An 11834-nucleotide genomic window follows, 5' to 3' on the forward strand; every position below is an offset into this window, starting at 1 on the left:
AACTGTGGCGCTTGCCCTCCTTCGCGGAGGTCAAGCGCCACAGTCCTTTAATGCATGCCAGATGGGCCGAAACCTAGTTGTTGTCCTCATCCTGGTAGACGTCGGGAACGCCGTCCTTGTTGTCATCGCGCGTCTCGCGCTCGTTGATGACCTTGTAGCGGCGGTTACGCGGCACCAGCCAGAGGGCGCCGAGGATCGCAGCGAGGAACGAACCGCTGAGGATGGCCACCTTGGCATGCTCGTAGTGCGGCGATTCCAAGCCGAAGGACAGCTCGGAAACCAGGAGCGAGACCGTGAAGCCAATGCCCGCCAGCAGCGTCACGCCGAGCAGGTCGCCCCACTGGGCGTCTTTGTCCAAGGAAGCCTTCGTGAACTTGGTCAGCAACCAGGTGAAGCCCATGATGCCAATCGGCTTGCCGATAACCAGGCCCAGGACGATGCCCCAGAAGACCGGGTCGGCCAAGACATTGCCGCTGCCGGGATCAGAGGAAACCACGGTCACTCCCGCGGCAAAGAAGGCGAAGATGGGGATGCAAAAACCGGAAGACAACGGACGGAAACGGTGTTCGAACTGTTCCGCCAACCCGACGCCTTCGCGTCCATCGGTGCGCTTGACCGGGACGCAGAAGCCCAGGACCACGCCAGCGATCGTGGCGTGAATTCCGGAACCGAAGACGAAGATCCAGGTGATGATGCCCAGCGGCAACAAGATGACCCAGGCGCCCCAAGCATGCTTGGCGAAGAACTTGCCAAGGTAGCGGGCCAGGACGGTAAACAGGATGATCGGAATCAGCGCGAGACCCAAGTAGGACAGCTTGAGCTCATCGGTGAAGACCACAGCAATGATCACAATGGCGATCAAATCGTCCACGACCGCCAGCGTCAGCAGGAAGATGCGCAGCGCCGCAGGCAGTGCTGAACCAATTACGGCGAGAACGGCAACCGCAAAGGCAATGTCGGTAGCCGTCGGGATGGCCCAGCCGCGAAGCAGTTCTGCACCGCCCCCGGAACCGGCCGCCACTGCAATGAAAATCAGGGCTGGTACCAGCACGCCGCCAAAGGCAGCGGCCACGGGAACCGCAGCAGTCTTGACATTGCGCAGGTCGCCGATGACAAATTCTTTTTTCAGCTCAAGGCCGGTGAGGAAGAAGAACACCGCGAGCAGCGCGTCGGCAGCCCAGTGGCCGATGGACAGGTTCAGGTCGACACCGAAGAGGGTCGGGCCAAAGTGGAAATCGCGAAGCGCAAAATAGGATTCGCGCAGGGGAGTATTTGCCCAGATCAAGGCCAGCAGGGCGCCGGCGATGAGCACCATGCCACCGACGGTCTCCTTGCGCAGGATATCTCCGATGCGCACTGACTCTCTGTAGCTTGGGCGTGAAAACAGGTTCTTGCCGGAACCCGAAGACGGAGTTTGGCTCATGCGTTTAACTCGCTTAGTTCGTTAAATGAATATTTCTCGCCGACCAGACTTCCCGGCACACCTGTTTCCACCCTATCGCGATCAGTGCTGGGGACCACAAATCCCCGGACGTATTGCGAAAATCGCACATCCGGGGATCTATGGGGGATCAAGCTACAGCTGCTGCGGCTTACTTTGAAAGCCAGGCGTTGACCTGGGCAGCCTGCAGGTTCAACGCCTTGCCAATGTATGGCTCGGCGGCGGAGGCCAGCTTGCCCCCGATAAAAGGAATCGACGAGGAGACCTTGGCATCCACAGCGAGCTCGGAAACCTCCCCCTGGCCGGTGAGCTGCTCGGTGCCGCTGACCGACACTGGAACACCGCCAACGGTGATCTGCACTGTCGCAGACCGGCTTCCGGCAGCATCTGGTGCGCTCCACTTCTCGACCTGGGTGATCTCGATGGAAGAGCCGACAAACTTTCGCGCAATATCCGGGACTCGGTCGGTAGGCACTGAGCGGACCGTCGTCAAGGTAAAGGCACCAGCGATATCGCCATCTACGGTGAATTCATTCAAAGTGCCGTTGGCAACCTTGGTCAGATGCTCGGCGAAGCCACGATCGCTCAAGGTAGCGATAACCTGCTGTGCAGGGTGGCTGATCTGAGTGCTTGCATTCAATGCCATAAAAGCTAATCCCAATCTGGAAATTTGGCTGGCCGGGCAAGCAAGGATTGCTCGCCCGGGGACGGACACTATTAACCCTATCCGGTGGGATGTATTAGGTAGGCTAGGACTGCACCTAAAACAACATATTGGCGTTGAGCCGGCCGCGGAAAACATTTGCGGTCGGTGTTCGTGGTGTCGTTTCCGCCCAGATCCACCACTGGGCGCACTGCTCCAAGCGCCTGCACGAGAGGATACGAAATCCCCATGAGCCTGAATGGACTTCATGACTTCCTGCGCGAGGAGCCATCCTTCCGCCGCATCCAGCACAGTGCAGCCAATGGCTTCTCCACGCGAAGCGAAGACCTGGAGATCGCGGCCCCGCAGGGCATGCGCGCTATCCTCTCGGCCCATATCAGCCAGGCACTGCACGAGAGCAATCACTCTGGGGTGACGCTCATTGTCACCGCGACCGGACGCGAAGCAGAAGAAGTGTCCAGTTCGCTCAGCGCCTATGTCCCTGCAGAGCAGATTGCCGAATTCCCATCGTGGGAAACCCTGCCGCACGAACGCCTCTCGCCGCGCAGCGACACCGTGGGGCGCCGGCTGGAGGTGCTGCGCAGGCTGCATCAGCGGGATGAAAGCCTCAGCGTAGTGATCGCGCCAATCCGCGCCGTGCTCCAGCCGCTGGTTGCCGGCCTGGGAGAACTGCGCCCGGTCGCCTTGGAGCTCGACGACGAACCAGGTTTCGACCAGGTCATCAAGGATTTGGCCGCTGCCGCCTACGCCCGTGTCGACATGGTGACCCACCGAGGCGAATTCGCGGTCCGCGGCGGCATCATCGATGTCTTCCCGCCAACCCTTGACCACCCGGTGCGCATCGATTTCTTCGGCGACCAGATCGATTCCATGCGCTACTTCGCCATCGCCGACCAGCGCTCCACCGATGACGCAGGGCCGCAGAAAATCATTGCCACCCCCTGCCGTGAAATGCTGATCACTCCACAGGTGATGAGCCGGGCAGCCAATTTGAAGAACCATTTCCCCGCCGCCGAGGAAATGCTCACCAAAATTGCCGGCGGCATCGCTGTAGAAGGCATGGAATCGCTGGCACCGCTGCTGGTGGACAAGATGGTTCCCCTGCTCTCGCTTTTGCCAGAGTCGTCCATCGCCCTGATCATGGAGCCTGAAAGGGTTCGCGCCCGCGCCCAGGACCTCAACGCCACCAACGCGGAATTCCTGGCAGCCGCCTGGGCCTCCGCTTCTGACGGCGCCAGCGCGCCACTGGATCTGAACACCGCCAACTCCGAGCGCAAGCTCGCCACCGGCGACTTTGCGTCACTGGCAGAAACCCTGAACCACGCCAAGGCAGCCAAGGTGTCCTGGTGGGCACTGACGGCCATGGGCGCGGATGAAGAACTCGATCTTGGCGCTTCGACCATTCGCATCCCGGCCCGCGAACCCCACGGCTACCAGGGTGATATCGAAGCGATGATGGAATTCATCGCAGGACGAGTCAAGGACCAATGGCGCTTCGTGGTGGCTACCGAGGGTCCAGGCCCGGCACAGCGCCTTGCTGAATTGTTCGCAGAGTTCAGCATCCCGGCCCATCGCGTGGAGAATATCGCCCAGGCGCCAACCCCGGGCCTGATTGAGATCACCCAGGCAACCGCCGGACGCGGGTTCGTTTTCGAAGAGCTCAAACTCGGATTGCTGACCGAGGCCGACCTGCTGGGGCGTTCCAGCGCCTACCCGAATCGCAAGGGCCGCAAGCTCACCGTCAAGCGAAAGCGCAATGCAGTGGACCCGCTGAGCCTGCAAGCCGGGGACTACATCGTCCACGAGCAGCACGGCATCGGCAAGTTCGTGGAGCTGATGGCGCGCAAGGTCAACGGTTCAGGCAAGGACGCCAAGCGCGAATACCTTGTGGTGGAATACGCGTCTTCCAAGCGCGGGGCGCCGGGGGACCGGCTCTTTGTGCCGATGGACCAGTTGCACATGGTCACCCGCTATGTCGGCGGCGAAGCCCCGACCCTGTCCAAGATGGGTGGCTCGGATTGGGCCAGCACCAAGTCCAAGGCCCGCAAAGCGGTCAAGGAAATCGCTGGCGACCTGATCAAGCTGTACTCGGCGCGCATGGCCAGCCGCGGCCATGCCTTCGGGCAGGACACCCCATGGCAGCATGAGCTGGAAGAGGCCTTCGCCTTCATCGAGACCCCGGATCAGCTCACCGCCATCAACGAGGTGAAGTCCGACATGGAGAAGGAAATCCCGATGGACCGGCTGATTTCCGGCGACGTGGGCTTTGGCAAAACCGAAATTGCGGTGCGTGCTGCCTTCAAGGCGGTGCAGGATTCCCGCCAGGTCGCAGTATTGGTGCCCACCACGTTGCTCGCTTCCCAGCACTACCAGACGTTCACCGAACGCTATTCCGGCTTCCCGGTGCGCGTGAAAACCCTCTCGCGTTTCCAGACCGCCAAGGAATCCAAGGAAATCCTGGCCGGGCTGAAGGATGGCAGCGTGGATATCGTCATCGGCACGCACCGGCTCTTGTCCAAAAATGTCGAGTTCAAGAACTTGGGCCTGGTGATAGTCGACGAGGAACAGCGCTTTGGCGTCGAGCACAAGGAAGAGCTCAAGAAGATGCGCACCAATGTGGATGTGCTGGCCATGAGCGCCACCCCGATCCCGCGTACCTTGGAAATGTCATTGACTGGCATCCGCGAGACCTCCACCTTGGCAACGCCTCCGGAAGAACGCCATCCAGTGCTCACCTATGTGGGTCCACGCAGCGACAAGCAGATCTCCGCTGCCATCAAGCGCGAGCTCATGCGCGATGGACAGGTGTTCTTTGTGCACAACCGCGTGAGCTCCATCGACCGGGTGGCCGCCGAACTTCGCGAGCTTGTCCCTGAAGCACGCGTGGAAGTGGCCCACGGCAAGATGAGCGAATCGCGGCTGGAGCGGATCATCCAGGACTTCTGGGAGAAGAAGTTCGACGTCCTGGTCTCCACCACCATCATCGAAACCGGCCTGGATATTTCCAACGCCAACACGCTGATCGTGGACCGGGCCAACAACTACGGCCTCTCTCAGCTTCACCAGCTGCGTGGACGCGTGGGCCGAGGCCGCGAACGCGCCTATGCGTACTTCCTCTGGGATGTCGAGAAGCCGCTGGGCGAAGTGGCCCTGGAGCGGCTGAAAGCCGTCGCAGCGCACAACGAGCTCGGCTCCGGCTATCAGCTGGCGATGAAGGACCTGGAACTGCGTGGCGCGGGCAACCTGCTCGGCGGCGAGCAGTCCGGGCACATAGCCGGTGTGGGCTTCGACCTGTACCTGCGGCTTGTGGGCGAAGCCGTGGCCGACTACAAGGGCGAGGGCGAAGAGGAAGCCACCGAGATGAAGATCGACCTGCCGGTCAATGCCCACCTGCCGCACGACTATGTGCCCGGCGAACGGCTGCGCCTGGAGGCCTACCGCAATATCGCCTCGGCGGAAACCACCGAGGCGCTCGCCGAAGTGCGGGAGGAACTGGTGGACCGCTATGGCAAGTTGCCGCAGCCGGTGGAGAACCTCATGCGGGTTGCCGCGCTGCGTATTCGCGCACGCGCCGTAGGGCTGCACGATATCCAGCAGATCGGCAACAATATCAAGCTGTCGCCAGCGAAGATCGAGGACCTTCCGGCATCACGCCAGGTGCGCCTGGAACGGCTGTACCCTGGTGCTGCAAACAAGCCGGCGCTGAATTCGATCTTCCTGCCCAAGCCCAAGACCTCGCCGATTGGCGGCCGCGACTTGGCGGATGAAGAGATCCTCGAATGGGCTGAAAAGCTGCTCTACGCGATCTTTGAGCCGACCCCTGCTCCGGCAACTGCCTAGCTGTTTGAGGGCACTAGCGCTGTGCTGCGCCCGGGACGTCAAGGTCCTGGGCGTAGGCAGCCAGTGCCCGGCCATAGAGCCGGGCATGCGGCGCCAGCGCGGTGATGGCGATGCGCAGCGCTTCGGTGCTGCGGCCGGCATCCAGCAGCGCCAAGGCCAAAAACCCCTGGGCGTCTGCATGAAGAAGCGAGGACGGCGGAATCTGTTCCAGCAAGGCCACCGCCTGCCCAGGCTCTCCCAGATTGCGCAGGGTGCTTGTCAGCTGGATGAGCGCTTCTTCCTGCTTTTGACCGCCTAGCCCGGCCTGCAAGGCCTGCTGATAAGGCAGAACCGCCTGTTCCTCTTCGCCCAGGAAGTCATGCAGCGAAGCCATTTCAAAGAGCACCCGCGGATCGGCGGGGTCACGGCCTTGGAGCAGCTCCCCAAGCTCTTCACGAAGCTCTTCCGCGCTTTTGCCCGCACTCGTATCCCAGAAGGCTTCCACCCGTTGTTCCCACGTCTCACTCATGGGCCCAGTTTATGCGGACTATGCCCCGGGGGCAGGGAATGCGTTTAAACAGGAAAGGCTGCCAGGCCCAGCGGGCCTGACAACCTTTCGCAAGAAGCCTACAAGCTACTTCTGGCTTGCAGTGCTGGCTGCAACCAGGTCCTCGGACTTTTCCGAGCGGCCCATCAGGTGCATCGGAATGGCAAAAGCCAGGAACATCAGCGCGAAGCCCGCCAGGGTTGGCCACCAGGCATTGTCCAATTCCCAGTAGCCCAGGGTGTAGATGCCTGCTGCGAAGATCACGAAGAAGATCACAAAGTTGATGATGTTGCCGACAAGGCGGCCTTCACCGGAATGGGCAGTGTTCTTGCCGTTCGAGTACACTTTTTCTCCTTGGGAAACAGATAGGGGCGATGTCCTAGTAGCTGGAACCGCTTTGCTCTCCTTCTAGGATAGCAACTCCTGAGCTGGATCCCAGTCGGGTAGCGCCGGCGGCAATCATGGCACGAGCGGTCTCCACGCTGCGCACTCCGCCGGAGGCCTTGACACCCAATTCCGGTCCCACGGTGCGGCGCATCAAGGCCACGTCTTCAACAGTGGCACCGCCGGTGGAGAATCCGGTGGAGGTCTTCACGAAATCGGCACCCGCGGCCTTGGCAGCCTCGCAGGCCAGCACCTTGGCTTCCTCGGTGAGCAGGCAGGTTTCGATGATGACCTTCAAGATGGCACCGCCCTCGTGGGCGGCTTGGGCAATAGCAAAGATCTCGTTGACCAGAGCATCACGATCTCCGCGCAATGCTGCGGCGATGTCGATGACCATATCGATTTCGTTGGCGCCATCGGCCACCGCATGATTGGTTTCAAAGACCTTGGTGTCAGTTGCGGAGGCCCCCAGCGGGAATCCGATCACCGAGCAGGTCAGCACATCTGTGCCTTCCAGCTCGCGAGCCAGGGTGGAAACCCACAGCGGGTTCACGCAGACCGACTTGAATTCGTACTTCTTGGCTTCATCGCAGATTTGGACAATCTGTTCCCGCGAGGCATTTGGCGCCAGCAGGGTGTGATCTATGTAGCCGGCGATTTCGCGGGCGGTAAGTTCAGTCATCTTTTCCTCTAACAATTAAGATCTCAAGCAATTCAAATGAAAGTCTCGAAAGGGCAAGCCTAGTTGGCATTCAGGTAGGCTGCCAATTCCTTCTTGATGGCTTGGATCTGTTCGGTGGCTCGTTGGCGGGCCGCCGGTACGCCGTGAATGTCGTCAACCGGTTCAATGGTTTCCAAGTAGCACTTGAGTTTTGGCTCGGTGCCCGATGGGCGAACGATCACGCGTGCACCACTGAAAGTATGCAAAATAATGGCGTTGGTGGCCGGGAGCTTTTCGGTGCCCGCGGACAGGTCGGTGACCTCGGAAACCTCGGAACCGCCCAATGATTCGGGGGCCTGACGGCGGAAGCGATCCATCAATACGGGGATCTGGGCCAGGTCGGTGAAGCGAAGCGAGAGCTGATCGGTCACGTGCACTCCGTGCCTTGCTGCCAGCTCGTCAAGGCGGCCGGCCAGCGAAGCGCCTGCTGCCTTGAGCTCGGATGCCAAATCGGCCAAGACGATTCCTGCGGAAATCCCGTCCTTGTCGCGGACCAAATCGGGGGCGACGCAGTAGCCCAGGGCCTCTTCGTAGCCGAAGCCCAAGTCCTCTACTCGCGAAATCCATTTGAAACCGGTCAGGGTTTCTTCGTGCTCGCGCCCTGCATCTTTGGCGATGGCCGCCAGCATGCGCGAGGAAACGATCGAATTGGCCAGCTTCTTGCCTTCCGGCAGGCTCTTGGCAATTTGGTCGCCAAGCAGCCATCCCACTTCGTCGCCGCGCAGCATCCGCCACGATCCGCCGTCAAGGATCGCGGCGGCGCAGCGGTCGGCATCCGGGTCATTGGCGATGACCAGATCCGCGTCGACCGTGCGCGCCAGCTTCAGCGACAAGTCGATGGCTCCGGGTTCTTCCGGGTTGGGGAAGGCCACGGTGGGGAAGAGCGGATCTGGTTGTTCCTGCTCGGCAACCATGTGGATGTCGCTGAATCCGGCATTGAGCAGTGCCTGCTTCATGGTGTGCCCGCCCACTCCGTGCATGGCCGAGACGACAACGCGCAGGTTCTTGCGGGGGTCCTCGTCGCTCTTTGGCGCGGCGATCACCGGGTTGATGGCTGCAAGGTAGGCAGCTTCGATGTCACCTGCCGTGCCGGGGGCAGGAAGAACTTCCCAGCCGGAGGCTGCGCGCTCGATCTGGGCTACCGGTTGCCGATGGTCGATGAGGCCGGCGATCTGCGCGTCGATAGGGGAGACGATCTGCGCTCCACGTCCCGAGTCATCGGTGATTCGTCCGCCCACGTAGACCTTGTACCCGTTATCGCGGGGAGGGTTGTGGCTGGCCGTGACCATCACCCCTGCTTCGGCAGAGAATTCGCGCACGGCCCAGGCCAGCACCGGGGTGGGCAAAGGCGAAGGCATCAGCAGCACGTCAAATCCCGCGGCGGTGAAAACTCCTGCGGAGTCCTGGGCGAAGATATCCGAGTTGAAGCGCGCGTCAAAGCCGATGACCACCTTGGGAGTGTACTGGCCGGCGGCCTTCTCGCTGAGGAAACGGGCGATGCCCGCTGCGGTGCGCATGACCACAACCCGGTTCATGCGCATCGGGCCAGCTCCGAGTTCGGCACGCAAGCCTGCCGTGCCGAACTCGAGCACACCGCTGAACCGGTCGGCGATGTCGTCAAAGGCCCGGGCGTCGCCCTGGGTGACACGCTCGATGAGCTGTTGCAGCTCGGCCTGGGTTTCCGGATCCGGATCCTGGGCCGCCCATTTGCCAGCTGCATCGAGGAGCTGGATCTTTTGTGTGTGATTCACTGTTTTCCTTTGGAGAAGAACGCCGGCGATTCCCGGTGCTGCGCGGTGCCGCTTAGAGCTTGGCGATGATCTGTGCGAGCAGCTGGGAAATGCGCGGGCCCGCGGCCTGGCCGGCTTCGATGACTTCTTCATGGCTCAGCGGTACCGGGCTGATGCCAGCTGCCAGGTTGGTCACCAAGGACATGCCGAAGATCTCCATGCCTGCGTGGCGTGCGGCAATGGCCTCCAGCGCGGTGGACATGCCAACCAGGTCGGCGCCGATGGTCTTGGCGTACTGGACCTCGGCAGGGGTTTCGTAATGCGGTCCGGTGAACTGTGCGTAGACGCCTTCATCAAGGCTCGAGTCCACCTCCCGGGCGATCTCGCGAATGCGCGAGGAGTAGAGGTCGGTCAGGTCGACGAAGGTGGCGCCTTCCAATGGGGAAGTGGCCGTGAGGTTGATGTGATCCGAGATCATGACCGGGGTGCCCGGAGCCCAGTTCTCGTTCAAGCCGCCGCAACCGTTGGTCAGCACCAGCTGCTGGCAGCCGGTAGCCGCCGCGGTGCGGATCGGGTGGACCACAGCGCGCACGCCGCGGCCTTCGTAGTAGTGGGTCCGCGCGCCGAGGACCAGCACGCGCTTGCCGGTGGCGGTCAGGATCGAGGAAATGCTGCCTTTGTGGCCAGGTACGGCCGGGGCGTGGAAGCCGGGGATGGTGGCGGCATCCAGGGTGTGGGTGGTCTCGCCGATCAGTTCGGCGGCCTGGCCCCATCCGGAGCCCAGCACGAGCGCAATATCGTGTTTTTCAACGTTGGTCTGCTCGGCGATTGCCTGTGCCGCCTGTGCGGCTAGGGCCTGTGGGTCATTTTGCATATCAGTCACGGGCAATACGCTACCGGTAGCGGGGCTCTTTGTCAGGTGAAGCTAGTGCTTCAGAACCAATATCACGTCCAAATAAGGGCTTTCGATGTGCGCATTGAACCGACATGGTGAACAATGGAATTTGTGAGCGCAGATCGTACGAATGAAGCAACCCGTTTAGTTATTCTCGGTGGCGGACCAGGCGGCTATGAAGCTGCCATGGGCGCAGCCCAATTGGGCGCAAATGTCACCGTGGTAGAGCGTGCCGGCATGGGCGGTTCAGCTGTGCTGACCGATGTCGTACCGTCCAAGACCCTGATTGCCACCGCCGACGCTGTGCGCCGCGTGAAGCAGGCCGAGGCCTTTGGCGTCCATGTTGATGGGCTGGACTCGGCAGTGACCGACTTCTCGGTCGTCAACCACCGCCTGCTGGACCTTGCCAAGGAGCAGTCCTCGGATATCCGCACTGGACTGGAGCGCAATGGCGTTCGCATCGTCATCGGCGAAGGCCGCCTGCTCGACCGGAACACCGTGGCTGTTTCCCACCCGGATGGCTCGGAGCAGACCATTGACGCTGATGCCATCCTGGTTGCGGTTGGCGCCCACCCCCGCGAGCTGTCCACTGCCAAGCCTGACGGCGAACGCATTTTCAACTGGACCCAGATCTACAACATGAACGAGGTGCCAGAGCACCTGATCGTTGTCGGCTCCGGTGTTACCGGTGCCGAGTTCGCCTCGGCCTACAACCTGCTCGGCGCCAAGGTCACCCTGGTCTCCTCGCGCGACCGCGTGCTGCCTGGCGAGGATGCCGACGCGGCTGGCGTGCTGGAAGACGCATTCAAGGAAAACGGGGTCAACGTTGTATCCCAGGCTCGCGCAGATGGCGTGGAGCGCAAGGGCGACAAGGTTTTCGTGACCCTGGCTGACGGGCGCGTGCTGGAAGGAAGCCACTGCCTGGTAGCGGTCGGCGGCATCCCGAACACCGCAAATCTCGGCTTGGAAGAAGCTGGCGTGCAGCTTACCGAGTCCGGGCATATCAAGGTCGATGGTGTTTCGCGCACTACCGCCACCAACATCTACGCCACCGGTGACTGCACCGGCGTCTTTGCACTGGCCTCCGTGGCCGCGATGCAGGGCCGCATTGCCGTAGCCCACCTGCTTGGTGACTCGGTCAAGCCCTTGAACCTCGACCTGGTGGCGTCCAACGTTTTCACGTCTCCTGAAATCGCAACCGTTGGCGTGACCCAGCGTGCGGTAGCGGAAGGCAAGTACCAGGCGAATATCATCAAGGTTGATTTGAACGCCAACGCCCGCGCAAAGATGATGAACGTGGAGCACGGCTTCGTGAAGATCGTTTCGCGCAAGGGCTCGGGCACCGTTATTGGCGGCGTGGTAGTCGCTCCACGAGCCAGTGAGCTGATCTACTCCCTGGCTCTCGCGGTCCAGAACGGCCTGCACGTGGACGATGTGGCTGAGACGTTCACCGTGTATCCATCGCTGTCTGGCTCATTGGCAGAGGCGGCGCGCCGCCTGCACCGTCACAGCTAATTACCGCTTTCAGCAACGGCGGCATCGGCGTTTTCACGCCAGATGCCGCCGTTGCTGTGTTAACTGCGCATTGCTGGGATATTGTGACGGTATTCACATTTGGCCCGCTATTTGGTAT

General features: G+C 61.5%; 9 protein-coding genes. 2 read left to right on the forward strand and 7 right to left on the reverse strand.

Annotated elements, in window-relative coordinates; genetic code table 11:
- Positions 1 to 73: 73 nt before the first annotated feature.
- Both nhaA and AOZ07_RS04440 read right to left on the reverse strand, forming a co-directional pair.
- Positions 74 to 1423 (reverse strand): Na+/H+ antiporter NhaA, encoded by a 1350-nt coding sequence (gene nhaA / locus AOZ07_RS04435; protein WP_060700893.1) that lies wholly within the window; start codon positions 1421 to 1423, stop codon positions 74 to 76.
- 169 nt (positions 1424 to 1592) lie between these two features.
- Entirely contained in the window at positions 1593 to 2087 is a 495-nt protein-coding gene (locus AOZ07_RS04440; RefSeq protein WP_060700894.1) for a DUF2505 domain-containing protein, read from the reverse strand.
- 246 nt (positions 2088 to 2333) lie between these two features.
- Here AOZ07_RS04440 and mfd point away from each other — a divergent pair, with 246 nt between their 5' ends.
- A complete protein-coding gene (gene mfd / locus AOZ07_RS04445; protein ID WP_060700895.1) occupies positions 2334 to 5945 on the forward strand; it encodes a transcription-repair coupling factor in 3612 nt (1203 codons plus the stop codon).
- Positions 5946 to 5958: 13 nt separating this feature from the next.
- Here mfd and AOZ07_RS04450 read toward each other — a convergent pair whose 3' ends face one another.
- From AOZ07_RS04450 to AOZ07_RS04470, 5 genes are all read right to left on the reverse strand, one after another.
- Positions 5959 to 6453 (reverse strand): tetratricopeptide repeat protein, encoded by a 495-nt coding sequence (locus tag AOZ07_RS04450; RefSeq protein WP_075972416.1) that lies wholly within the window; start codon positions 6451 to 6453, stop codon positions 5959 to 5961.
- A gap of 105 nt (positions 6454 to 6558) precedes the next feature.
- Entirely contained in the window at positions 6559 to 6816 is a 258-nt protein-coding gene (locus AOZ07_RS04455) for a hypothetical protein (RefSeq protein WP_060700896.1), read from the reverse strand.
- A gap of 34 nt (positions 6817 to 6850) precedes the next feature.
- Positions 6851 to 7537 (reverse strand): deoxyribose-phosphate aldolase, encoded by a 687-nt coding sequence (deoC, locus tag AOZ07_RS04460; protein WP_060700897.1) that lies wholly within the window; start codon positions 7535 to 7537, stop codon positions 6851 to 6853.
- A gap of 59 nt (positions 7538 to 7596) precedes the next feature.
- Positions 7597 to 9327, reverse strand: a complete 1731-nt coding sequence (locus tag AOZ07_RS04465; protein WP_060700898.1) for a phospho-sugar mutase — start codon at positions 9325 to 9327, stop codon at positions 7597 to 7599.
- Between the two features lie 52 nt (positions 9328 to 9379).
- Positions 9380 to 10180 (reverse strand): purine-nucleoside phosphorylase, encoded by an 801-nt coding sequence (locus AOZ07_RS04470; protein WP_060700899.1) that lies wholly within the window; start codon positions 10178 to 10180, stop codon positions 9380 to 9382.
- A gap of 123 nt (positions 10181 to 10303) precedes the next feature.
- On the opposite strand from AOZ07_RS04470, the gene AOZ07_RS04475 reads away from it, so the two are divergent.
- On the forward strand, positions 10304 to 11716 hold the full coding sequence (locus AOZ07_RS04475; protein ID WP_060700900.1) for an NAD(P)H-quinone dehydrogenase: 1413 nt from the start codon (positions 10304 to 10306) through the stop codon (positions 11714 to 11716).
- Positions 11717 to 11834: the final 118 nt, after the last annotated feature.

It is taken from the genome of Glutamicibacter halophytocola (assembly GCF_001302565.1).
GTDB lineage: Bacteria > Actinomycetota > Actinomycetes > Actinomycetales > Micrococcaceae > Glutamicibacter > Glutamicibacter halophytocola.

Bases quoted from the DNA above. Each gene is read 5' to 3' on its own strand.
- nhaA (WP_060700893.1), bottom strand. From the start codon at position 1,423: ATGAGCCAAACTCCGTCTTCGGGTTCCGGCAAGAACCTGTTTTCACGC.
- AOZ07_RS04440 (WP_060700894.1), bottom strand. From the start codon at position 2,087: ATGGCATTGAATGCAAGCACTCAGATCAGCCACCCTGCACAGCAGGTT.
- mfd (WP_060700895.1), top strand. From the start codon at position 2,334: ATGAGCCTGAATGGACTTCATGACTTCCTGCGCGAGGAGCCATCCTTC.
- AOZ07_RS04450 (WP_075972416.1), bottom strand. From the start codon at position 6,453: ATGAGTGAGACGTGGGAACAACGGGTGGAAGCCTTCTGGGATACGAGT.
- deoC (WP_060700897.1), bottom strand. From the start codon at position 7,537: ATGACTGAACTTACCGCCCGCGAAATCGCCGGCTACATAGATCACACC.
- AOZ07_RS04470 (WP_060700899.1), bottom strand. From the start codon at position 10,180: ATGCAAAATGACCCACAGGCCCTAGCCGCACAGGCGGCACAGGCAATC.
- AOZ07_RS04475 (WP_060700900.1), top strand. From the start codon at position 10,304: ATGGAATTTGTGAGCGCAGATCGTACGAATGAAGCAACCCGTTTAGTT.